At 57.1% G+C, this 22,350-nt stretch carries 18 protein-coding genes and 2 pseudogenes; 9 read left to right on the top strand and 11 right to left on the bottom strand.

Features of this window, described 5'->3' with window-relative positions; all coding sequences use genetic code 11:
- Positions 1-5 precede the first annotated feature (5 nt).
- Genes tssF through AABM52_RS15475 form a run of 5 tightly spaced genes read left to right on the top strand, consistent with a single transcriptional unit; the run spans position 6 to position 4,987 of the window.
- On the top strand, positions 6-1,775 hold the full coding sequence (gene tssF, locus AABM52_RS15495; RefSeq protein ID WP_347906616.1) for a type VI secretion system baseplate subunit TssF: 1,770 nt from the start codon (positions 6-8) through the stop codon (positions 1,773-1,775).
- Complete coding sequence (gene tssG, locus AABM52_RS15490; RefSeq protein ID WP_347906615.1) at positions 1,739-2,836, top strand: type VI secretion system baseplate subunit TssG; 1,098 nt, start codon at positions 1,739-1,741, stop codon at positions 2,834-2,836. The genes tssF and tssG overlap by 37 nt, the downstream gene beginning before the upstream one ends.
- Complete coding sequence (gene tssJ, locus AABM52_RS15485) at positions 2,817-3,353, top strand: type VI secretion system lipoprotein TssJ (protein WP_347906614.1); 537 nt, start codon at positions 2,817-2,819, stop codon at positions 3,351-3,353. Before tssG ends, tssJ begins: the two co-directional genes overlap by 20 nt.
- A gap of 3 nt (positions 3,354-3,356) precedes the next feature.
- The gene (tssE, locus tag AABM52_RS15480; RefSeq protein WP_347906613.1) at positions 3,357-3,797 is read left to right on the top strand and encodes a type VI secretion system baseplate subunit TssE; all 441 of its coding nucleotides are present in this window, start codon (positions 3,357-3,359) and stop codon (positions 3,795-3,797) included.
- Positions 3,798-3,826: 29 nt separating this feature from the next.
- Positions 3,827-4,987, top strand: coding sequence for an OmpA family protein (locus AABM52_RS15475; RefSeq protein ID WP_347906612.1), 1,161 nt, complete (start codon positions 3,827-3,829; stop codon positions 4,985-4,987).
- 60 nt (positions 4,988-5,047) lie between these two features.
- On the opposite strand, the gene AABM52_RS15470 is transcribed toward AABM52_RS15475, so the two are convergent.
- Complete coding sequence (locus AABM52_RS15470; protein ID WP_347906611.1) at positions 5,048-5,818, bottom strand: DUF3313 domain-containing protein; 771 nt, start codon at positions 5,816-5,818, stop codon at positions 5,048-5,050.
- A gap of 285 nt (positions 5,819-6,103) precedes the next feature.
- On the opposite strand from AABM52_RS15470, the pseudogene AABM52_RS30560 reads away from it, so the two are divergent.
- Positions 6,104-6,304, top strand: a pseudogene (locus tag AABM52_RS30560) (NAD-dependent epimerase/dehydratase family protein); the annotation flags it as partial.
- Between the two features lie 37 nt (positions 6,305-6,341).
- Here the strand turns inward: AABM52_RS30560 and AABM52_RS15465 are convergent.
- From AABM52_RS15465 to AABM52_RS15435, 7 genes are all read right to left on the bottom strand, one after another.
- Positions 6,342-6,668, bottom strand: a complete 327-nt coding sequence (locus tag AABM52_RS15465) for a DUF1329 domain-containing protein (protein ID WP_347906610.1) — start codon at positions 6,666-6,668, stop codon at positions 6,342-6,344.
- Between the two features lie 151 nt (positions 6,669-6,819).
- On the bottom strand, positions 6,820-8,310 hold the full coding sequence (locus tag AABM52_RS15460) for a DUF1214 domain-containing protein (protein WP_347906609.1): 1,491 nt from the start codon (positions 8,308-8,310) through the stop codon (positions 6,820-6,822).
- 109 nt (positions 8,311-8,419) lie between these two features.
- Positions 8,420-9,487, bottom strand: a complete 1,068-nt coding sequence (locus AABM52_RS15455; RefSeq protein WP_347906608.1) for an alpha/beta hydrolase — start codon at positions 9,485-9,487, stop codon at positions 8,420-8,422.
- A 163-nt stretch (positions 9,488-9,650) separates the two neighbouring features.
- Complete coding sequence (locus AABM52_RS15450) at positions 9,651-11,009, bottom strand: ATP-binding protein (protein ID WP_347906606.1); 1,359 nt, start codon at positions 11,007-11,009, stop codon at positions 9,651-9,653.
- Positions 10,985-11,650, bottom strand: coding sequence for a response regulator transcription factor (locus AABM52_RS15445; RefSeq protein ID WP_347906605.1), 666 nt, complete (start codon positions 11,648-11,650; stop codon positions 10,985-10,987). Before AABM52_RS15445 ends, AABM52_RS15450 begins: the two co-directional genes overlap by 25 nt.
- A gap of 85 nt (positions 11,651-11,735) precedes the next feature.
- Positions 11,736-12,170, bottom strand: a complete 435-nt coding sequence (locus AABM52_RS15440) for a hypothetical protein (protein WP_347906604.1) — start codon at positions 12,168-12,170, stop codon at positions 11,736-11,738.
- A 28-nt stretch (positions 12,171-12,198) separates the two neighbouring features.
- On the bottom strand, positions 12,199-12,963 hold the full coding sequence (locus tag AABM52_RS15435) for a hypothetical protein (RefSeq protein ID WP_347906603.1): 765 nt from the start codon (positions 12,961-12,963) through the stop codon (positions 12,199-12,201).
- A 217-nt stretch (positions 12,964-13,180) separates the two neighbouring features.
- Here AABM52_RS15435 and AABM52_RS15430 point away from each other — a divergent pair.
- Together AABM52_RS15430 and AABM52_RS15425 are read left to right on the top strand one after the other, a co-directional pair.
- A pseudogene (locus tag AABM52_RS15430) lies at positions 13,181-13,643 on the top strand (cupin domain-containing protein).
- A gap of 1,188 nt (positions 13,644-14,831) precedes the next feature.
- Positions 14,832-16,112: a site-specific integrase gene (locus AABM52_RS15425; RefSeq protein WP_347906602.1), complete on the top strand. Its 1,281-nt coding sequence runs from the start codon at positions 14,832-14,834 to the stop codon at positions 16,110-16,112.
- A gap of 58 nt (positions 16,113-16,170) precedes the next feature.
- Here AABM52_RS15425 and AABM52_RS15420 read toward each other — a convergent pair whose 3' ends face one another.
- From AABM52_RS15420 to AABM52_RS15410, 3 genes are all read right to left on the bottom strand, one after another.
- Positions 16,171-17,925, bottom strand: a complete 1,755-nt coding sequence (locus AABM52_RS15420; RefSeq protein ID WP_347906601.1) for a UvrD-helicase domain-containing protein — start codon at positions 17,923-17,925, stop codon at positions 16,171-16,173.
- Positions 17,922-19,826 carry an AAA family ATPase gene (locus AABM52_RS15415; RefSeq protein WP_347906600.1) on the bottom strand — a complete coding sequence of 635 codons (1,905 nt, stop codon included), beginning with the start codon at positions 19,824-19,826 and terminating at the stop codon, positions 17,922-17,924. Before AABM52_RS15415 ends, AABM52_RS15420 begins: the two co-directional genes overlap by 4 nt.
- A gap of 291 nt (positions 19,827-20,117) precedes the next feature.
- Complete coding sequence (locus tag AABM52_RS15410) at positions 20,118-21,152, bottom strand: DNA-binding protein (RefSeq protein ID WP_347906599.1); 1,035 nt, start codon at positions 21,150-21,152, stop codon at positions 20,118-20,120.
- A 178-nt stretch (positions 21,153-21,330) separates the two neighbouring features.
- Here AABM52_RS15410 and AABM52_RS15405 point away from each other — a divergent pair, with 178 nt between their 5' ends.
- Positions 21,331-22,278, top strand: coding sequence for a site-specific integrase (locus AABM52_RS15405; RefSeq protein ID WP_347906598.1), 948 nt, complete (start codon positions 21,331-21,333; stop codon positions 22,276-22,278).
- The last annotated feature ends 72 nt before the right edge of the window (positions 22,279-22,350 follow it).

The raw sequence follows: 22,350 nt of genomic DNA, 5'->3' as shown, positions 1-22,350 counted from the left end.
TATTTGTGAACACGGAAAATCTGACGCTACGGTATTTCGACGCGGAGATGCGTTACCTGCGCGAGGCCGGCAAGGAATTCGCAGAGGCGTTCCCCGATCGGGCCGCGCAACTGAACCTGGATAAACCAGGGGCGCAGGACCCTTATGTGGAGCGTCTGTTCGAAGGTTTTGCCTTCCTCATGGGGCGACTGCGTGAAAAGCTCGACGATGATTTGCCGGAGTTGACCGAAGGCCTGGTCAGCCTGCTGTGGCCCCATTACCTGCGCACCATCGCTTCGTTGTCGATTGTCGAACTGGCGCCGGACTTCGCGCAGATGAAGCTCAGCGAACGAATCGGCAAGGGCTTTGAAGTGCTGTCGCAGCCCATCGGACCGCAACGCACCCGGTGCAGTTACACCACCACTCAGGACCTGACATTGCACCCGCTGGCCATGGCGTCTGTACGATATGCCCAGGAGCCGGACGGGCGCTCGGTGCTGCGCCTGCGCTTTGCCTGCGGAACAATGACCGACTGGAGCCAGGTCGATCTGAGCCACCTGCCGCTGTACCTCAATGCCGATGCAGCGTTGGCCAGCGCGTTGCATCAGGCGCTGACCCTCAAGGCTCAGGCGCTGTACGTGCGATGTGCGGGGGAGTCGGATCGCCAGGCGCTGGAGGGCCATTTTGCGCCCAAGGGATTTGCCGACGAAGATCGTCTGTGGCCCAAGGGCGACAGCGCGTTCAGCGGCTATCAGTTGTTGCTGGAGTACTTCACGTTCCGCGAAAAATTCATGTTCGTGACCCTTTGCGGACTGCAGCACCTGAAGCTGCAGCCGGGTACACCCTGGTTCGAGCTGGACGTGGTCCTTGGCGAGGCATGGCCCCTTGGCTTCGATCTGAGTGTCGAGCACATTCGCCTGCATGCCGTGCCGGTGATCAATCTGTTTGCGCTGGAAGCCGACCCACTGGAACTCGCCCCCTTGCAAACGGACTACCTGCTGCGCCCCATGCGCCTGCAGGACGGTCACACCGAGATTTATTCGGTGGATCAGGTCACGTCTTCGAAGAACGCCGAGCGGCATGACTATGTGCCATTCAGCAGTTTTCGCCACAAGGGCGGCATGCTGCGCGACGAGGCACCAGAGCGTTATTTCCATACGCGTTTGCGCCAGGGCGCCAATGGTTTGCATGACACCTGGCTGATTCTGGGCGGCGAGGGCTTCGATCAGGACCGGCTGTTTCAGCGTGAAGGCCTGTCGTTGCGACTGACGGGTACCAACGGGCAACTGCCGCGCAAGGCCCTGCAAAGCACGCTGCTCGATACCGTCGCACAGAATGCTCAGTCCCGCTTGCGGGTACGCAACCTGTGTGCACCCACCTTGCCGTGCTATCCGCCGAACCGTGACCGCTTCCATTGGCGGGTGCTCAGCCACCTGGGTTCGAACTTCCTGCCGATGCTCGACAGTGCCGAGGTGTTGCGGGGCACTCTGGCGCTGTATGACTGGACGGGCAGTGAACTGAACCGGCGGCGCCTGGAAGCGATCGTCGAGGTCAGGCATCACCTGATCCAGCGTTTCGAGAAGGGTTTTCTGCTGCGAGGGGTGGATATCGAAGTCACCCTGGACGCCAACGGCTTCTGCGGTGAAGGCGATATCAGCCTGTTCGGCGAGATGCTCAATCGCTTCTTCGGCCTGTATGCCGACATTCATCTGTTCAACCAGCTCACGCTGATCCTTCAACCGACCGGGAAGTGCCTGCGATGGAACGAGAACCACAGTCAGCGTATTCCCGGTTGAAAGCCGGCGGTTTGCTGCAAACGCTGCAGGGGCGGGTGGCCGAGGCCAGTCTTTATCGTTTCTGTCAGTTGCTGGAACAGTCGTTGCCCGGGCATCCGCCGTTGGGGAGTACCGCGCGTGTGGCGGATGATCCGGTACGGTTTCGGCCGGATCCCGGCATGGGGTTTCCGGCTGGCGAATTGAAGTCCATCGAGATCGATGAGGAACATCCGCAACGCCCGGCCTCGGTGCGTACCCGCTTGCTGGGTCTGTACGGTGTCGATTCACCAATGCCCACGGCGTTCGTCGACGACATTGCCCAGCGCCGGGAAGGGCACGAGGCACTGGAAGCGTTCCTCGACATCTTCAACCATCGGATCTTCACCCAGTTCTACCGGATCTGGCGCAAGTACTCGTACCCGGCCTCATTCGAATCCGGCGCGACCGACAAGACCTCGCAGTGTTTGCTCGGCCTGATCGGCCTCGGCATACCCGGCACCGCCGGGCGGATTGCCACGCCGATTTCGCGTTTTCTCGCGTTGCTCAGTGTCATGCGTCTGCCAACCCGAAACGCCGAAGGCATCAGCGCATTGGTCAGGCTGCTGGCACCGAACACACGAGCGCGGGTGACTCCACACTGGCCTCGCAAAGTCCCTTTGCTGCAACCGGCCGGTCTGTCCACAAGCCACCCCGTCAGCCTGTCCCAAGGCACGCCACTGGGCCATACCGGACACGACGCCAACAGCCAGTTGCTCCTTGGGCTTTTCACCGAGGACACCCGGGAGGCCAGCGGCTGGTTGCCGGGGGGACAGTTGCACAGTGACCTGCTGGTGTTGCTGCGCGTGTACCTGGGCTGGCGCTGCACTGCGCAGCTGCAGTTGCAGCTACCGATGCGCAGCCTGCCAGCACCGGTATTGGGCCATGCGCAGGTATTGCTTGGCATGACCGGCGTATTGGCGCAGGGCAGTGATACCTGTCAAACCGCGCAGCCCGACACCATCACCATCAACCTTGGTCGCTACCAAGGCCTTTTGCAGAATCCACGGAACAGGGAGGTACAGCATGTTGCGTACGCTGGGTAATTCATTGGCATGGGTGACGCAGGGCACCTTGCTCGGCGGTTGCGGGTTGACCCAGGCCGTCTCGGACAGCACCGCCTCGACGGCACGGGCTGTGTTCTACAAGCAAGTCACGACGCTGCATCTGGATTTTTCCGGTCGAGCGGCGAACAACACCGATGAAACGGACATGAGTGCGTTGTCGGTTCCGACCCTGGTGCGGGTGTACCAATTGCGCGACAGCAAAGCCGTGGACCAGGCCAGCTATGACAGCCTGCTCAACCATGGCGACAGCAAACTCAGTGCCGATCTACTGGACGCGCATGCCGTGGTGATCAAGCCCGGCGAGGGTGCGTTACTGAGCGTGCCCATGAACAGGGACGCAAAGTTCGTCACGGTGGTCGGTCTGTTCCGTCAACCGGACACCCGAATGAACACCTGGCGCCTGACCCTGGCCCGCAATGACCTTGAACCCGACCAGCCTCGGGTGATCGAGTTGGGTGATAACCGATTGGCATTACGGCCATTGGCGAAGGAGTAGGCAATGACCGATCTCAACCCTTCGCTGTACGAAATGCTCCTGCAGAATTTTGATGGCGAACTGGAGCTGTATCGAGTCGGCGAAGAAGACCAGCAAATCCTTTCGGTGCTGGACAATCTGCAACGCATCCTCAATAGCCGCGCCGGCACGCTCAGCCACCTGCCGGACTACGGCTTGCCGGACATGGGCGTGATCCTGCAGGGATTGCCCGCCACGGCCCATGACCTGATGAAAACGATGAGCAAGACCCTGCTCAAGTACGAACCGCGTTTGGCCGCAGTCAGCATCGAGTTGTTGGCACAGGTGCTGCCGGGCCATCTGGAGTATGCCCTCGACATGCAACTCAAGGGCGGCAAACGGGTGACCTTCGGTACCACTCTGGCACCTGAAGGCAGAGTACTCATGCGTCACCTCAAACGGCAGAGCTACCTGTCGACGCCGTGACATCGGACAGGCAAAAAGAAGGAAAGGAAATGACCGGATTGTTTGGGCTTCATGTGCGGGCAGGTGGTGATCCACGGGACTTTGACGAGTTTGTCGCACTTCGCAATGAACTCGCCCATCTGAGCCATCCGGCGTGTCCGGACGTGGATTGGGGCCGGATAGAGCAGTTGTGCCTGGCGTTGTTCCAGAAAAATGGCGCGGATCTGCAAAGCGCTGCGGCTTTCGCGCTGGCAAACGGTCAACGCCATGGGCTGGATGGCATAGTGCAAGGGGTGTCACTGATCGAGGCATTGCTCGGCGATTGGGCGGGTGTGTGGCCACCCCTGGAGTCTGCGCGCCTGGACATTCTGGCCTGGCTATTTGGTCAACTGCAGGCCTTGCTGCGGAGTGTGGACATCAGTTCACGGAGTTTGCCGGCGCTTGTCCAGCTGGGCACCGAGCTTGACCGATTGAACGCGCGCCTGGAATGCAGGGGGCTGATTGCTCCGCAAACGCTACAGGCATTGGGTCAACAAGTCGGCAATCTTCTGCTGCGGACGCAGGCAAGGCGTTTGTCGAGCGCACCGGGGCTGCCTTCGATCAGGGAGTACGTGCCTGAATATCTCATGCCGGTGATGATCATCCCCAGTCCGCCGCTGCCCGATTTGTCGGGTTCAAAGCAGAGGAAAAAAACGCGGCGTATCAGTCTGTGGGTGTCTGCTGTGGCCACCACCTTGGCTCTGTTTTATGGGTTGTGGTGGCAGGGCTGGGTGACAATTTCGGTTACCGAGAGCGGGGCCCGTCATCTGGCCTTTTTCCAGCACAAGCAGGACATCGGCGAACCCGTGCATCTGCGCAGTCTGTCACTGTTCGAGGCAGGCAGTGCCACGCTCAAGCCCGGCTCGACCAAGGTACTGATCAATGCTTTGGTCGACATCAAGGCTCAGCCAGACCTGTTGATTGTCATCACCGGGCACAGTGACGCCACGGGCGATCCTGAAGAGAACATCAGACTGTCCCAGGCCCGTGCCGCCAGCGTGCACGACTGGATGCAACGCATGGGTGACATCCCGGCCAGTTGCTTTGCCGTTCGGGGGGCTGCCGCCAGTCAACCGATAGCCAGCAATGACACCGAGGCGGGGCGAGAAGCCAACCGTCGTGTCGATATTCGTCTGGTACCGGAAAAGGGCGCCTGTCTGTCGTCGACCTGAAGCCTGCATCGGGAGCGGATGTCGGGGAGGCCGACATCCGATTCACAGTACCTGGCGAACCTATTCGGTCGCCTCTACACAATTACTCGCACCACGTCGCTCACAAAGCCGGAAGCGCACGCGCTCGGCCCAGTAGCGGCCAGCTTCGTTGACATCGCTCCACGAGTCGTAGGTGCTGCTTTCAAACAGGCCGATGATCGGCTTGCGGGCACCCACGCGCCGGTCGATCTCGGCGGCGATGAGTTCGCCGGTTTGTGCATCGGTGAGTTTGCCCTCGATGGTCACTTGCCCGGAAAACGGCGGTTTGCCGGTGGTATGGACCATCGTTTGCATCGCCGCGGCCTTGGCGCCTGGCAGGCCAAGGGGAATGGGAATGTAGGACGCCGCTTTCATCGAGGAGTCGGACGCTTCGGCGTCGACGATCGCTACCGAAATTCGCAAGGTATCCGGCCCCGGTTGTTCGACAATCTTGTAGTCCTTGCCCAGTTGGTCGCTCACCAGTTTTTGGAAGTTCTGCGAAATCGCGGCGGTGTCGCTCGCCGGTGCGTCCTTGAGTTTGGACTTGGGCCCGCCATACAGCTTGATCGGGTCCAGTATCACTTTGTTGTATCGGGCAAAGAGTGCCTGGTCTGCGTATTTCGGGTTGCGGTACAGGCGCAGTGCTTCGCCGTCGCTGCCATCCTTGAGTTTCGGGTAGGCGTCTTCCATGAAGCCGGAGCCGGTCAGGTCTTTTCCAAGGTCAGTGCTTCTGCCGGGTTGCGAGGTCGAGGAACAACCGGCCAATGCGATCAGTGCGACACCGAGGGTCAAGGTACTCAAGCGTGTTTTCATGCAGTTCTTCCTTAGTTCCATCATGGATGGCCTGGCGGGTTCGAATTCCAGGTTCAAGCGTAGGCCAGATGCGCTGAAAACCAGCGTTTATTTTCGCAACGACGCCGTACCTTTGCACATTGGGGGGGCCGGGATTACCACGCTGGCATGAACTGATGGAAAATTGGCGCGAAATGGACAATCCACATGGCCAAGGTGCATCAAGCTAGGCATGGATCTGCTTGATCCCTCACTCTAATAACAGCCATCAGCGTGACGGCCCTGGGCACGTCGCAAGGATCTCGTATGACGAAAGCAAACATACCCGTTGGCTCGGGCGGGCAAACACCGGAGGTTCCCCGTTCGGTATTCATCACAGGGGCCAACGGATTTATCGGCAAGGCACTGCTCAAACGCTACAAGGCCCTGGGCGCGCAAGTGCGTGGCATGGACCTGTTTGCCGACCCCGCGAACGATGTGGTGGCGGGTGACCTGACCCTGCCTCAGGTATGGGCCGAACATGCCAGGGGTTGCGAATTGTTCATCAACACGGCCGCGGTGGTGTCGCTGGCGAGTCATAGGAGATTTCCGGTGCGCGCAGCACCCGGCGCTGACCCGGGTTGTAGGTCCAGGCCAGGTGCGTCTCGGTGGTCTGGTCGATCGGCTCATGCACCAGGTTCTGGCTGCCCGCCACGCTTTCCGGCGAGGTGACCTTGCCCAGGTAGTAATACAGGCGGTTCGGTTCCGGGTTGCCCATTGCCGACGCCATCATCACCGAAACGTCACGGCGCACCGGGGTGAACTCGCCGTTGGCCTGCACCACCATTTTCGTGGGGTAGTAGTGATAACCACCGGCACGGTAGCGACTCACCCTCCGCCATCGCGAGCAGGCTCGCTCCCACAGTTGATTTGTGTCGGACGCAAAATCCGGGGGACACCCTCGCTCCCACAGGGTCATGGGGTTTTCATGCAGCCCAAATGAAATGAGCGCCACCTGGGCGCTCATTTTTTTCAGATCCTGTTCAATTGGTTTTCACCACCGCCGGTGGAGTCCAGTCGCCGTCGAGGGCATCGGCTTGCGGCCAGTAGGCGCGGATGTACAGCGAGAATTCGGCGCCTTTAGGCGAGGGCAGCCAGTTGCTTTCCTTGTCCTTGCCCGGTGATTCGCTTTGCACGTAGATAGTCAGCGAGCCGTCAGGGTTGGTTTGCAGGGATTTGTTCTTTGTGCCGATTGAATAGCGCTTGAGCTCGTTGGGCGAGAAGAAGTGCTGGTCGTTGTACAGCGTCAGCGACCAGAACCCCTTGACCGGCGGCAGCTTGCCTTTGGCGAACGTCACGCTGTAGCCGTACTGGCCGTTGAGGCGCAGGCCGTTCTCATCCAGGTCCTGGTAGAAGTATTTGGTCTCTTTTTGCTGATTGACGAATATGTTCGAGCGCGCGACGGCGGTACGGGTGAAATAGTCGGTGCCGAACGCTGCACCGTTGCTCACGGTGCTCCAGTGATTCGGCAATTGCAGGCCGTAGTTGCGGAACTGCAACAGCGGGTCGATCACTTCTTTGTCGGCCTTTTTCGCCTCGTCGATCATCGCGGCGCGAAGTTGCGGGTCGGCCTTGGCGATCGCCGCGAGGGCAGCCATTTGTGCGTAGCGGGCTTCTTCGCCCGGCAATGGCTTGGCGTCCTTGAGTAGGGCCGGCAGTTCGTCGAAGAACTTCTCTGGGACCACCCATTTGGTTTCGGCGCTGCCATCAGAAGCCTGGGCCGGGAATGTCGGCAGTTGCTTCCAGTTGCGTTTCTTGACCTTGCCGTCGTATTGCGACAGTGGGTACATGTCGATGCCGGCCAGTGCCGCCTGCACGGCCAGGCGGTCGGTGCCGGTGTCGTCCTGGAATACCCGCGGGATCACGAACCCGGTGTTCGTGCGCGCCCGGTACACCCGGGTAATACCGGGCGGCACCTTGCCGTTCCAGTCCGGGCCGACCAACAGGTAGAAACCCGGTTGGGTGTTATACATTTTGCCCAGTTCGGCGAAGCTGTCCGAACGCAGGTCCACCACCTGATACACCCAGAAACGGCCGTCGAAGTCCGGCACTTGCAGCACCACCGGTTCAATGTCCAGGGCGATGCTGCCGGCACCGTACACCACGTCCTGGTTCGGGCAGGCCACCAGCCGTTCGGCCGGGTCGATGTAGTCGCTGAGCATCGACAACCGATTGATCGGGGCCACGGGTACGATGCCGCCCATCAAGCCAGGTTCACGGAGGTCTTTGAACGCCTGTCGCCGATTGAAAATATTGGCCATCGGCCAGCCCCAGAAATACGCCTCGCGCGCCATCATGCGTACGTATGGTTCAGTTACTTGGGTACCGGCAACAGGCCCCGAGACTGGGCTGGCGGCCGTAGCGGCGACAGTGGCTTGCGCTGCGTAAGCCGGAGTGCCCCACAACGCTGCGGCTGTGAGCGTACTGACGAAAGTCAAGGCGAAGAGGGCATGGCGCCGGGGTAAACGATTCATGAAGCGTCCTTACTGGTTGGCAGTCACCTGATGCAGGTGAGTCGCTTTCAAGATAGCTCATCTTTACCCCGGTGCTGCTCAGCGCAGGCGCTTGGACGTCAGATCGACCTCAAAGATGATCCGCATCAATCACCGCCTTGGCGAACGCCTGCGGAGCTTCTTGCGGCAGGTTGTGGCCGATGCCGCCGTTGATCAGCCGGAATTCGTACTTGCCGGTAAAGCGCTTGGCATAGTCCTCGGGGGCAGGGTGCGGTGCGCCGTTGGCATCGCCTTCAAGGGTGATGGTCGGCACGCTGATGGACGGCGCCGTGGCCAGTTTCTGTTCCAGCGCTTCGTATCGGCTTTCACCCTGGACCAGGCCCAGGCGCCAGCGGTAGTTGAACACGGTGATGTCGACATGGTCCGGGTTATCCAGTGCCCTGGCGCTGCGGTCGAAGGTGGCGTCATCGAACGCCCATTTCGGCGAAGCCAGTTGCCAGATCAGCTTGGCGAAGTCATGGGTGTTTCTCTCGTAACCGGCGCGTCCGCGGTCAGTGGCGAAGTAGAACTGATACCACCACTGCAATTCCGCCTTGGGGGGCAGCGGGTTCTTGCCGGCCGCCTGGTTGCCGATCAGATAACCGCTGACCGAGACCAACGCCTTGACCCGTTCCGGCCACAGCGCCGAGACGATGTCGGCCGAACGCGCACCCCAGTCATAGCCACCGAGCACCGCTTGTTTGATATTCAGGGCATCCATGAAGTCGATGACATCACTGGCCAGCGCAGCCGGCTGACCATTGCGCTCGGTTTCTACGGACAGGAAACGCGTATCGCCATAGCCGCGCGCATAAGGCATCAGCACCCGATAGCCCTTGGCGGCGAGCAACGGCGCGACTTCGTCATAGCTGTGAATGTCGTACGGCCAGCCGTGCAGCAGGATCACCACTGGCCCGTTGGCCGGGCCAGTTTCGGCGTACGCCACGTTCAGCAGCCCGGCGTTGACATGCTTGAGCGGGCCGAACGGCGAGGGCGCCGCCTGCGTGGTGGCGGCAGGGGTCGCCGCTGGCTGCGCGGTGGCGGCCGTTTGCGCTTGGGCCGCGCCGAGCACGCCAAACAGGGTGAGCGCGAGAATCGAAGGGCCGACCAGGTGGCGGCGAGTCTTGCCGGTGTTGCTGTTGCGCAGTGCCATCTTCATGGGATGTCTCCATTACCAGCCATGGGTCAGGGGTCCGGTCTGTGCCCCTTCAAACCTTGCTTGCATTGAAACGCGGCAACGTATCTGGCCTGTGTCCAATCGTCGGCCGGTTGAAAGTCTGTGTATCAAGATCTCGCATTGACACACGGTGATACATAGATATTTAACCTGAGCTTCTTTTCAACTCGATCGAGACACATAAGCCGCGCTTGTTCGTCTCATCCGAGAAACCCAGGCGCACCCGAGCGCCCGTACGCTCGGCAATGGCCCTGACGATGGACAAGCCCAACCCGGAGCCTGCTTCCTCTGTTCCCACGCTGCGATAGAACGGGTCAAACACGCGCATCTGCTCATCGGCCGTAATACCAGGGCCGGAATCCTTGACCTGAAAGATCACGGTGCCTTGCACCTGCTCCACCGACAGGTCGACGCGTCCGCCACTTGGGGTGTAGCGGATCGCGTTGTCCGCCAGGTTCTTCACCAGAATCAGCAGGTCCATTTCGTTGATGACGACCTGCACGTCTTCGGTGCTTTCAACACCGATGTCGATGTGCTTGCGCTCCGCCAGTGGCAACAGATCCTCCAGTACCTGTCGATAGATCTCATGCACCGAAACCGTGGCCTGCGGTCGCTCGGCGTTCGATTGTGCGGCGGCCAGGGCCAGCAACTGGTCGATCAGTTTTCTGCTGCGATCGATGCCGCGGGACAGCGGCAGCAGGCGCTCGACGGCTTGCGTCGGCATGGGCGTGGCTTTCAGTCGTTCGGCTTGCAGCGACAGGGCTGTCAAGGGCGAGCGCAGTTCGTGGGCGGCGTCGGCGATGAAGCGACGCTGGGTTTCCATGGACTGCGCAACCCGCGCCAGCAAGCGATTGATGGCCACGACGAAAGGGCGGATCTCGGTGGGCAGGTGTTGTTCGTTGATCGGGTGCAGGGCCTGTTTGTCCCGTCGATCTATTTCTCCGGAGAGAATGGCAATCGGGCGAAACAGCTTGCGCACCAGATCACTGACCACCAGCAACAGCACCGGAAACAGAATCAGAAACGGCAGCAAGCTGCGCAGGGCACTCTCGCGTGCCTCCTTGTCGCGAACCCCCGTCTCCTGCGCGACAACGATCCGCTCGCCACGGGCAGTGGTCCTGACCAGCGCGCGAAAGTCTTCGCCGGCGATACTCAAGGTCGACAAACCATCGGCCAGCGTCGTGGGGAAGGGCAGTGGCAGGACGCTGTCGTCGTTGTTGCCGACGGCTTTGCTGCTGTCAGCCAAGTATTGAACGATGACCCTGGACTCTTCGTCGTCGCCGGCGAATTTTTCAGCGGCGGGGTAGTGCAGTGTCATCTGTTGCCGATCGAACAGGACCGCCACATGACGCAGGGTTTCGTCCTGCATTTCGTGGACCTCGTCGAGGGCGGAGACGAACGCGAATATCCCGGCCAGCACCGCCACGATCAGGATGGCCAGCGACAGTGCGACCGACAGCCGTACCTGCACCGAGTCGCTCAAGCGCTTTTTGAAACCATCCATCCCATACCCCTGACGTTCTTGATGACATGGTTGCCCAACTTGCGTCGCAGCGAATGAATCAGAAACTCCACGGCATTGCTTTCCACTTCATTGCCCCAACCGTAGAGACGGTCCTCGAGTTCGCTGCGCGAGAGGATCGCCCCCGGGCGGATCAACAGGGCCTGTAACAGGGCGAACTCGCGGCTGGACAGTTGCACGTCGGGGTTTTCGGCAGTGCTCGCCTGTTTCGACACCAGGTCCAGTGCCACCACGCCGTTGTCCAGCAATGACTGGGCGCTACCGCCTTTGCGGCGCAGCACGGCGCGCATACGGGCCAACAGTTCGGCCATGTCGAAGGGTTTGAGCAAGTAGTCGTCCGCGCCACCGTCAAGGCCGCGCAGGCGGTCGTCAAGACTGTCCCGGGCGGTGATGATCAGCAGGGGCACCGGGTTGTTGCGGGCGCGAATGCTGTCGAGTACATCGAGCCCGTCCTTGCCTGGAAGCCCGAGGTCCAGCAGCACCAGGTCGTAGGGCTGGGTCTCCAGTGCCGAGAGTGCGGTAAGGCCGTTTTTCACCCAGTCGGTCGCATAGCTCGCATCACTCAGCGCGCCCTGGATGGCGTCCCCGATCATCGGGTCATCTTCGACCAGTAATATGCGCATGTCCCGCTCCGAAAAAAAAGGCGCGGCGGTCATGACCGTCGCGCCTGTATTGAAGCACCTGTCCCGGCGTTTGTCCGCCCGGTTATTACGCGCCTTTCATCGAATCGAAGGCCTTCATCAGCTCGTCCATGCGGGCTTTGCAATCGCTCTGTTGCGGATTGCCGGCACGCAAGGCGTCGAGCGCGCGGTCAATGGCCTTGTCCACTACATGCCAGTCGCTGGCGGCGCGCGGCTTGATACCGGCTTCGGCGGAGTCCCAGGCGCTCTCCAGGTCCTTGATGCGGGCTTTCGCGCCCGGCAAGTCATTTTTATCGACGATCGTGGCAACGTCGGCGGCGATGGTGCGGAACTCGGACAGGTCACCCAGTTTTGAACCGGATTGGGTTTGTGCATTCATTGCACCGGACTGGGTGCCCGCAGCAGGCTTGTCGGCAGGCTTCGAGCAGCCGGCAGCAATGCTGAGGAGGAAGATCGACGAGACAATGGCGACGTGTCGAATGATGTTTTGAAAAGGGCGCATGACGTTTCCTTGATGGGCTATTTAAAGGTTACTCAGTAACGGAATTGCGGTTGCCGACGCTCATCTGCGCGACAGCAACCAACAGGACGATGACGCACAGGAAGATCGCGCTGGTCCAGGTGGCGCCCATGCCGAGGCCTCCGTAGGTCTTGGACTGGGTCAGCAAGTCGCCCAGAGAAGCACCGAACGGACGGGTCAGGATGTAGGCGATCCAGAAGGCCAGTACCACATTGGCGCCCAGGCGCCAGGCCACCAGGGTCGCGGCGAGCAGCGCGGCGAAAATCACGGCGCCGAGGGTGAAACCCAGGCCCAGTGCCTCGGTGGCCAGGTCACCGCCGGCCGTGCCGAGGGCAAAGGTGCAGAGCACGGTCGTCCAGTAGAACCATTCCCGGCGCGGGGTGACGATCTCGCGGATCGACAGGTTGTGCTCCATCCGGTACCAGACCAGAAAATTCAGTGCCAGCAACACAGAAAACACCGCCGTGCTGGTGTACAGGCTGACATCGAGAACGTCGGTCAGGATGTCGGTGAGCTGGGTCCCGACGATGCTTACCAGCACCACGGTCAGCCAGTAGATCCAGGGCGAACAGGCGCTTTTGCGCATCTGTATGAACAGGGCGATGGCCAGCAATGTCGCCATGCCGAGGCTGGTCCAGCCCAGGCCAAGGCCGGCATCGACGGCGAGGAAGTCCGCGCCGGTTTCACCCACGGTCGTGGACAGGATCTTGATCACCCAGAATGACAGCGTCACCTCGGGTACTTTGTTGAGCCATCCGGCTGTAACGGGTTTCATGGGCGGGTTGCCTCTCCTGAGCAGCGCCGAAGTTGCGCAAGGGAGACGATACGGATCGAAACTTAGCTGAGACTGAGGGGAAGGGAAGTCGACCGGATTTCTGGTACGGCTTCGAGCCAGAGTAAAAGCTAACTCGACTAAAGCACTATTTAGTCGAGTTATGTCGTCAAATACTGCAAATGTGTTACCAAAATCACAAGTGAGAGGCGCACGACAAATGACTCAATGCACCCTGAAAATTGGAGAAATTATCAAAGCCCTGGGCCTTGAGCCCCATATCGAAGGCGGATTCTTTCGCAGAACCTACCAATCGGACGACCAGAACATGGTTGTAACTGCGGGTGGTCAACGGCATTGCATGACGTCGATTTTCTATCTATTGACCCAGAATTCTCCGATAGGCCATTTCCATCTCAACCAGTCAGACATCGTTCATTACTATCATCTGGGCGATCCGATTCAGTACACGCTGATTTTTCCGGACGGCACATTGAAAACCGTCGTGATGGGCCACGATGTTCTCGCCGCACAATGCTTGCAGCTGCACGTGCCCGGCGGCATCTGGAAAGCTTCACAGGTGATGCACGGCGCAGCAGGATATGGAAATGGGCGACCGGCAAAAGCTCGGACAGCAGTTTCCCGAGCATTGGGCATTGATCGAAAAGCTGACGCGAGGATGAGGTGGTTGCGTGCTTCAAGATCTGTGTGTGTCGGGGTCAATCTGGCAATATCGTATTACGTGTAATGTATATTATGTTAAACCAGAGGCTATGTTAGATATGTTCATGAGCGTCGTAACCCCTTGATTCGACAAGCTCGCTTCTGACAGTTGAACGTAGATGAAAAGGACAAGCATGGGCAACTGCGCCGCATCTCCGGTCTGCTGCGGCAATCGCTATTTGATGCGACTCCAGACGTCTCTTCGCCGAACCCATTGATTTCATTGGGCTGCGTAAGGATTGCTAGTTGTGAGATCGCTTTTTTCTGACGATATGATGCGACTGCTCACTAAGAGTGAAAATTATAACCTACTGAAATTAAAAGACTTTCATGATTCTTCCATTCAGGGAATAGCAAAACCTCTGACGAGGAATTGTGCGACAGCTCTTAGACGAACAGATCTGGACGCACGTATAAAAATCTATGTAAAACAATGGTATACCGCTTGCTCAACGAAATATTGCGACTTCCCAGCACCGTTATTTTAAAGCCTTTGATGCGCCTTTCCCGGCGGCGCACCGCCCAGTGGGCTACTCGCGGCAACGCCCATCCGGCGCGCAAATAACGCATAGACGCCCGAATCCGTTGGCATTCGTACTGCTTCTGATTGCGCAGCCTAGTCCCAGGCAGACTTTATTCAGAAGAAAACATTTCGGTGATCCATTAAATAAAAACGCGACTTTCCAGGCAGGTATTTGCCACCGTCGACTCCGTAACCCATTAAAAGTGGGGCTTACGGTGATCTTCAAATAAAAAAGCGACTATCCGCAGAACCTTTCTTTGAAGATAAAGATGCGACTTTCCGGTGACTTGATTCGTGCGCTGTCAATTCACATATAAATATATAGTTGTTAAATTTATGCCATATGTTTGGGTGGTGTGGCAATAAACCTAAAATAATTTGACGGAAAACTTTCGTGGCAATATATAGATAATTACACACACTCTCAGGAGCGCTAATGTAAAAGTCCAAAAGTGTCAATCTGGCGAGTAAATATTTTTGCTTCTACATGGTGTTGAAAAAATTGGATCGAGGGGCTAGGGTCTACGTTGCTCGCAACCTTCCGAGCCCATCGTGCGAGGGGAGTTGCAAACTTCCAGTAACTGTCAGAACTGGAAGTTCTCAAACGTCGAAATCGGTAACCAAAATGCCTTCTGAGCCAAAACCGTTATTTGAAACTTTTGAGTCTTTCTTGGATCAGGACTTTACATGCGAAGGTTCGTCTATCAGATTCGTGAGAAACTATGTAAGCAGTTTCGATAGCGGCCTGGATGCAGTTGCCGGTTATCAGACTGTACGTTCTTTTTTACGCACCTATGAAAGTAGCGACCAAACATTTAACTCGTATAGGACTCACGTTGAACGATTGCTTCTGTGGGCTTTGATTGTAAGAAAAAAATCAATCTTCCAGCTCAAGCGGCAAGACGCCGAAGCCTATTTGAAATTTTGCCGAAACCCACCTTCAGAGTGGATTGGCCATGTGACACGTGGCCGCTTCATCACCAACAAGGATCCTGAGACCGCAGTGGAGTTTCCAGAAGTACCGAATCCTAACTGGAAACCCTTTAGCCAAAAGAATCAGAAAGATAGCCGGCAGATCGACCCTATCCCAGCCTATGCAGCATCGAAAGGAACCATGAGCCAGATCTTTTCGGTTTGCAGCTCCTTCTATGAGTTCCTAGCGGAGGATGGCCTGGTTAGCCTCAACCCTTTTAGGTTGGTTAAAAACAGGCAAGATTACACAGGCAACCTTGTAGGAGATGGCCAGAACCGGGCGCTGACTCCTCTGCAGTGGGACTACGTTATTGAAACGGCTGAGGCAATGGCAGAAGACGAGCCATTGAGACATGAACGCACCCTCTTCGTCTTGGCCACGCTTTTCGCTATGTACCTCCGTATCTCCGATCTCGTTGGACGAGCTAACTGGGAGCCCTGCATGGGAGATTTTCGTCAGGATCCAGAGGGTAACTGGTGGTACCACGTCATCGGCAAAGGAAATAAAGCTGGGAAAGTTGCGGTTCGGGACGAATACATCAATCAGCACCTGAAACGCTACCGTGTATTCCTCGGATTGTCGGAGTTGCCTGAGGAAAACGAGCAGACACCTTTGCTAACGACCCTAAATGGAAGGTCGGGCCTTTCTGGACGGCAAGTGCGTACCCTCCTCCAATCCGTCTTCGACAATGCGTTAGCCAAAATGAAATCAGAAGATCGTGAGGCGTATGAGATGAACAGCCTGCGATCGGCGTCAGCCCATTGGCTTAGACACACCTCTGCGACCTTCGATGCGCCCTTTCGCAAAGCCAAGGATCTGCAGCTAGATCTACGCCACAGTAACCTGAGTACTACCCAAGACACTTATTACCACTCTCATGACCAAGAGCGGATGCACTCTATTAAGCGTTTGGGAATGAAAGAGAGAGGTTAAATCCTCAATCGCTAAGCATGCAGTCATGCATTGCGTTTGCGTTAACTGGCACCGGTTCTCAGACGAACTCGAACCCCAAACCAGCCAGTGTTTCTTTCTCCGTCGCTTTCAACTTCTTCACCGCCCAGATGAGCATATGCCGTGGACGTGAGCTCGCCACGTAAGCAAACCTCGCTCCTTCGGATGTCGGGTCGGCGAGCCACTCCTTCCAATGGGAAAGGTGAACCCCTTTTTGAAGTGACGACACGACCACTGTTGCATCATGAGTTTCGCCCTTAACTTGGTGGATGGTCTCGTAGCGCAAACTGTCTATAGAGGCTTGCTGAGCGACACCTTCGCTCAGACGTAAACTGAGTGAGGTGTCTCCTTGTTTTTTGGGGGCCCTGAGGACTAGATCTCTCAATGGCAAAAGCTGTGTTGTGATTTCGGCTAACACGAAGGACTGATCTGGGAGTGATCGCATGGCTTGTTTAGCGACGACTGCCCACTGTTTCCAAGTCAGTTCCAGGTTACCAGCGCCAGCGGCCACCAAGTGATTCAAGCATTTGTGAATGAATTTCCGCCAGACAAGCTTGGATTCGATCGCTACCGGGCAATGGGGGCCTGATCTCGTTACTTGCAGGGAGAGCTTATCTGCGAACCATTCGGCAAATAGCGCTACCGCAACGTTCAACTCCCCTTTGCTCCCGCTTCCGGCAGCGACGCATGCCAGCGCCAGCACTTCAACGCCCTTGAAATTGTCGCCCTTGCGGAAGCGTTGCAGCGTGCTGTGCCCGCGAGCGACAACGACAACCTCTTTGTAACCACTGGTGAGCTCGATTATTCTCGGAAGAAGCTCTGAAGGACATTTCGCATATTGGAGCAGAAGGGGCTTAACTGGAGCGATTTCGGGGTTACCCGAGATGCGATCGATCTGCAGCAAGTCACTGCAGAGATCCACGATGGATTGCCCGCTTCTCCAATTCGCTGTAAGTGGCAGCTGCGCGAAGCCGAGCTCGGCAAGGAGCGCCTTCACATTGTCCGGATTAGATTTTCTGAATCCGTAGATCGATTGGTTCAGATCGCCTACGAAATGGAATTTAATGCCAAGCCCATGGAGCTTCCGTACCATCGCCAGTTGCTCTGCTGACAGGTCTTGGCACTCGTCGACAATGACCAGCGGAAATCGCTTCGCCAGGCGCTGGAAATAGCTGGCAAGAGCGGGCCTCTGAAGTGCCGCCAAGGCAATCATGTCTACATCTTTGTAAGTCGCGAACCCTGCCGCCCAGAAACGCTTCTTCGTATCGATCAGGTCTTCGCGAGCAACCTTAGTGATTGCAGCGGCGTTGAGCTGTGTATCTCTAGTCCGCTCGCCGGTCGAGAACGTGAATCCTTTGGTCTCCAAGTCGTAGTTATACTTACAGGCGGAGATCGAACGGCCACAGATCTTGGTGCGAGCGTGGAAGATGTCTGCCTTGTTCTCCACGATCCTGATCCGACTATCCCCCTCCTTCCCTGGATACTGAGTAACCTCGCTTGCGATGCTTGCGACCATTCGCGAGTGGACAAAGCTGTCGAAGGTTGACACCACATGAGGAAAGCCCAGCGGCTCTCCCAGGTGCCGTACCAGTCTATCCTTAAGCTCGTCCGTAGCGCTGTTGGAGAAGGTCAAAACCGCTATCCCAGCAGGGAAGCCAGTCCACTCCTCAACGACCTTGGCCATCATGGCCGCGACGACCTCTGTTTTGCCACTGCCTGGGCAGGCGTTGAGATACACATGCTGGTCGAGAGGTGCGCCAATATAGGCTTTCTGCTGGTCAGTCAGCTTAATCATTGGGCAGGGACTTCCTCAAGTCCGCAAGCCCAGAGGATAGCTTCACGGATGTAGGCCGGGACGACTAACTCACTTTCCTGCTTCTCCAGCTCCTCGGCAAATGCCTGCGCATACATACCTTTTCCAATACTGGTGGAGTCGATGCGGTATAGAAGCTCAGCCGCGTGGCCTGCTCGTTCGGGACTTTTCATTTCGTCAAAAGCCAGCTTCGCTCTTTCTCGTAGCTCGGGAGCCACGGTTCCGTCCTGAGCGGGCCAGAGCTCGGCGGCTACGGAGAGCATCATCCGCAGGTTCGCTCCTTCCATCGCGATATCGTACTCGAAGGTTTTGTAATTACCTGCGTAGAGACGTCCGAACTGCGACTGGCTAATTTTGGCGATGTAGGCAAGAGCATGGTTCTCGCCATCCCTTAAGTCGTCGTCATGCGGCGTGTAATCAACTGACACTCGCTCTCCACCCTCAACGTCGACTTTGATCGTTTTGGGTGGATCTTTGTCGGTCAAGCCGGCGCAGCGCACCGGAACGTTTTCACCTGTGCTCTCCTCGGTCACGTCGCAGAACAGCTGCATGAAGTGCTTGAAGTAGATGCCACCCAGGTTGATTACTGATACGCCGTAATCCTCAAGTGTGTTCTTGCCGTCGCCGTACTGAGCGAGCACCCTGCGCGCCAGCTCCGGGATAACCATCGCCTCAGCTATGCCCTCAACCAGGATAGAACCCTTGGAGAAAAGCAGATTGGATTTAGTGACATCGAGCCACCGGTCGATGAATTTCCGACTGGGCTCTGGAAGGCCGCATGTCCTCAGAGGAATCGCAATTGGAGTATCCGTGTTAGAGAGGTGGATGATCTGATCCACCGATACTGCTGATGAGATGACCGTCGAGTGGGTGGTGATGATCACCTGGATCCCTTTCTCTTTGGCCACGGCGCTGAGGTGCTTCAAGAGACGTATCTGAAGCTGGGGATGTAGATGAGCCTCGGGCTCTTCAATCAGCAGAAGGCGCAGGTAGGTTTCCTCCCCCCGCTCCTCCTCCACTTCCAACGTAAGTTCAGCCAGAATGGAGGCAATGTAGAGCAGGTTGTTGTAGCCAAGGCTATTTTCTTCCAAAGACCGAAACTGGGTAGCCTCGGCCGCGGCCAGGTTCGGGAAGTAGAGCAATCGCAGGCCTTCAACGATACGAGAGAAGCTCACCTCCGAGAACTGAATGAGTGTGTTCTGGGACAGGTGCATTCCTAATGCTGCCTTCAGGCTTTTGCCAATTCGTTCATTGGCTTGCTTGATGGCGTACTCGTCGCTCTCGGAGAGCTCCTGGTTGAACGCGCCAACTCGTTCCTCCAAGGGATGAAGTTTCCCACCCTTACGAGCTGTTTCAAGCTCCTTGCGGCAGAGCGCCTTCAAAAGTCGGGCTAGCCTGGACTGGCGCCCATCTCGGAGTTTTGTTTCTGCATCACGCAGAGGCGGTAAGTAAATGCAATGAATGAGATCAAGGGTCTCAGTTTCCAGCGCTGTAGCCCGTGCATAACCGCCGTAAAGTTGGCTTTTGAATCGGCCCCGCGATTCGAGATTGAGCGCGGTGAACGTGAGTTTCGCTTCCTCTTGATTGCCACACCAATCCCTGAAAGCGATGGTGTCATTCTCATCCAGGTCAGAAAAGGTAGCTTGGATATCGATCCGTGGTGCCGCTACAGCTGCCAGGTGAAATCCACGATGAAAATCTCGTTCGTTGATCAAACGTTTGCCGGATTCCGAGTCATTGAAGAGCTGGCGGACGGCAGCAATGACGCCTGTCTTGCCCGCTCCATTCTCGCCCACGAGAACATTGAGACCGTCGTGGAATTCGATCGTGAAAGGCTCGCCAAAGCACTTGAAGCCATGAATGTCTAAGGTACGTAAATACATGAGAATCCTTTCTTAACCTTAAAATTTGGAGGTGTGCTCGTCGCAACGCGATCAACGACGCAAATATGCTGGCGACATGAACTAGCCGCCGTCCTCGCGAACAATTTTCTCACCACGCAAGACTATTTTTTGGTTCATCTCGCGCGCAAGCTCGCCACAGCCCTACCCTTCGAATAGTTATCGCCCGAGGGCCTGTCCGCTCGCAATTGCAGATGTCCAGCAATCGCATGCTCCCTGAGCCTTTGAAGGGTGTCCCGGAATCCGGATGCACGTGGTTCATCTCGATGCATATCACTCTTGGCGCTGATCATCTGCTTGCTCACTCCGTGATGGACTCTTTTCATGTTGAAGTTGCTTCAGCTTTTGCCGCAGCTGGTCGACCTCATGCTGAGTCGTTTCCAGCAGCGCCTGTGCATTCTTGGCTCGTGTATCGACCTGAGTGACGGAATCGCGCAGGGAGGCTGATTCTTCACGGGAATGAGCAAGCTGTTCGATAAGCTGTTCTTTGGCCCCCTCCTCTCTAGCAGATGCGATGGCCAATGCATTGAGCTCACCAGTGAGTCGCGTGATGGTCTCGCCTTGGGTGGTCACAAGCTTGGTCTGCTGGCGGGAGTCGGTAAGGAGGCGCTCGTTGTCTCGATTCAAGCGGCTAAGCTCGTCTTGTTTCATCGAAAGTGTCTGTTGCAACTGACGGTGCTCAACCTGGATTTGTTGGAGCTGGCCTTCATGGCGGCGCTGTTCTTGCTCTCGCTGATCTTTCACGGCCGTGCGGTAGTGCTCAAGTGCATCACGAGCATGCAGGTGCTTTTCTTCCAGCGAGCGAATCTGCTCATCTTTCTCGTGCGCCCGCACTTCCAGGTCGGCACAACTTTGACTTAGGCGAGCGTTGCGCGTGAGCTCGGATTGCAAGCTGCTTTGGCACGTACTCAATTCGCCAGCCTGGACGTCGAGCGCTGCTTGAAGGCTATCGTTCTGGCGCTGCAAATCCGCCAAGGCAGCTTGTGCCTGCGCAAGCTGTTCATTGACTGACACTCGGTGCTTATCGAGCTCAGTTCGCGCTTTCGCTACTTCCTCGGCGCCCTCCTCAAGCAAGCGATCTAACAATTGGCCAACCAGCCCGCTGAGCTCATCACTCAAGCGTTCGCGGCGCTCGTTCGGCCGGGGCTCTACTTTTTCGAGTTCGCCTAGATAGCGGGCAATGGTCGTCATCGAACCAGTATTTCCAAGCTCGACCCGCACAGCGTTGATACTGGGATTTACACCCTTAGCAATCAGCGCATCTCGTGCTATCTGGACGATTGCTCTGTTAATACCGCCGCGTGCCATGACCTCTCCTACGATTTCGTAGTGTAAACGTAATGTGTAATTACATGTTACATCTAGATGAAAAAACAGTCACGAAAATCATTTTTATATGATCAAATAATGGGGGCTTATCGCATCATAAAGCAGATTTTCGTATTTCCATCGCTGGAAAATTTACGTTTCGCGTAGAAGGGTCGAGATGAATAAGGCTGATCGGTACCTGCAGGCCGGTACGCGGGAAAACACCCGGCGTAGTTACCGCGCCGCGGTGGAACACTTCGAAGTGACCTGGGGAGGATTTCTGCCGGCGACTGGCGATGGCATCGTTCGCTACCTGGCCGAGTTCGCGGACAAGCACACCATCAGCACACTAAAGCAGCGCCTGGCCGCACTGGCTCAGTGGCACATCACTCAGGGATTTCCTGATCCAACAAAAACGCCGAACGTGAGGCAGGTGCTCAAGGGCATCCGGACATTGCATCCGGCCCAGGAGAAACAGGCGGCCCCTCTCCTCCTGACCCACCTAGAGCTGGCAGTGAGCTGGCTTGAGCGCGAAGCGAGTCTTGCGGCTGAGCGGAGTGACTACCGAAGCGTGATGAAATGTCGACGCGACATAGCCTTGGTGTTGATTGGTTTTTGGCGAGGGTTTCGCGGGGACGAACTGGCACGACTACAAGTCGAGCATACTCAAGCAGAAGCCGGTGCCGGCATCACCTTCTATTTGCCTTACACCAAAGGCGATCGACAGCATCAGGGGACGACCTTCCACACTCCTGCCCTTAAGAAACTGTGTCCAGTCCAGGCTTACATCAACTGGATCACCGTGGCTGGCATTGCCCATGGGCCTGTGTTCAGAAAGATCGATCGCTGGGGCAACCTTGCTGATGGGGGCATCAACTCCAACAGCCTGATCCCAATGCTGCGTCGTATCTTTGCGCAGGCGGGTGTGCCATCGGACATCTACAGTAGTCACTCAATGCGGCGCGGGTTTGCCACTTGGGCTTCCGCTAATGGTTGGGATATCAAGTCGCTGATGGGCTACGTCGGCTGGAAGGACATCAAGTCAGCGCTGAGGTACGTTGATGCGGGCTCCTCTTTTGGCGGCCTTGCATTGAAGCCATCAGCGCCCAAAGTGGAAATCCTTTAAAGTCGCCTTTCAATATCGGTTTGGCACAGTCCGTCTAGGCTAGACACTTGAGTTTTCAATCGTCACAGTTTT

The sequence above is a fragment of the Pseudomonas grandcourensis genome (genome assembly GCF_039909015.1).
Classification (GTDB): domain Bacteria; phylum Pseudomonadota; class Gammaproteobacteria; order Pseudomonadales; family Pseudomonadaceae; genus Aquipseudomonas; species Aquipseudomonas grandcourensis.
Note: the sequence above shows the minus strand (reverse complement) of the source record. Positions and strands in the feature narration are given on the sequence as shown.

Bases quoted from the DNA above. Each gene is read 5' to 3' on its own strand.
- tssG (WP_347906615.1), top strand. From the start codon at position 1,739: ATGGAACGAGAACCACAGTCAGCGTATTCCCGGTTGAAAGCCGGCGGT.
- tssJ (WP_347906614.1), top strand. From the start codon at position 2,817: ATGTTGCGTACGCTGGGTAATTCATTGGCATGGGTGACGCAGGGCACC.
- tssE (WP_347906613.1), top strand. From the start codon at position 3,357: ATGACCGATCTCAACCCTTCGCTGTACGAAATGCTCCTGCAGAATTTT.
- AABM52_RS15475 (WP_347906612.1), top strand. From the start codon at position 3,827: ATGACCGGATTGTTTGGGCTTCATGTGCGGGCAGGTGGTGATCCACGG.
- AABM52_RS15470 (WP_347906611.1), bottom strand. From the start codon at position 5,818: ATGAAAACACGCTTGAGTACCTTGACCCTCGGTGTCGCACTGATCGCA.
- AABM52_RS15460 (WP_347906609.1), bottom strand. From the start codon at position 8,310: ATGAATCGTTTACCCCGGCGCCATGCCCTCTTCGCCTTGACTTTCGTC.
- AABM52_RS15455 (WP_347906608.1), bottom strand. From the start codon at position 9,487: ATGAAGATGGCACTGCGCAACAGCAACACCGGCAAGACTCGCCGCCAC.
- AABM52_RS15450 (WP_347906606.1), bottom strand. From the start codon at position 11,009: ATGGATGGTTTCAAAAAGCGCTTGAGCGACTCGGTGCAGGTACGGCTG.
- AABM52_RS15445 (WP_347906605.1), bottom strand. From the start codon at position 11,650: ATGCGCATATTACTGGTCGAAGATGACCCGATGATCGGGGACGCCATC.
- AABM52_RS15440 (WP_347906604.1), bottom strand. From the start codon at position 12,170: ATGCGCCCTTTTCAAAACATCATTCGACACGTCGCCATTGTCTCGTCG.
- AABM52_RS15435 (WP_347906603.1), bottom strand. From the start codon at position 12,963: ATGAAACCCGTTACAGCCGGATGGCTCAACAAAGTACCCGAGGTGACG.
- AABM52_RS15425 (WP_347906602.1), top strand. From the start codon at position 14,832: ATGCCTTCTGAGCCAAAACCGTTATTTGAAACTTTTGAGTCTTTCTTG.
- AABM52_RS15420 (WP_347906601.1), bottom strand. From the start codon at position 17,925: ATGATTAAGCTGACTGACCAGCAGAAAGCCTATATTGGCGCACCTCTC.
- AABM52_RS15415 (WP_347906600.1), bottom strand. From the start codon at position 19,826: ATGTATTTACGTACCTTAGACATTCATGGCTTCAAGTGCTTTGGCGAG.
- AABM52_RS15410 (WP_347906599.1), bottom strand. From the start codon at position 21,152: ATGGCACGCGGCGGTATTAACAGAGCAATCGTCCAGATAGCACGAGAT.
- AABM52_RS15405 (WP_347906598.1), top strand. From the start codon at position 21,331: ATGAATAAGGCTGATCGGTACCTGCAGGCCGGTACGCGGGAAAACACC.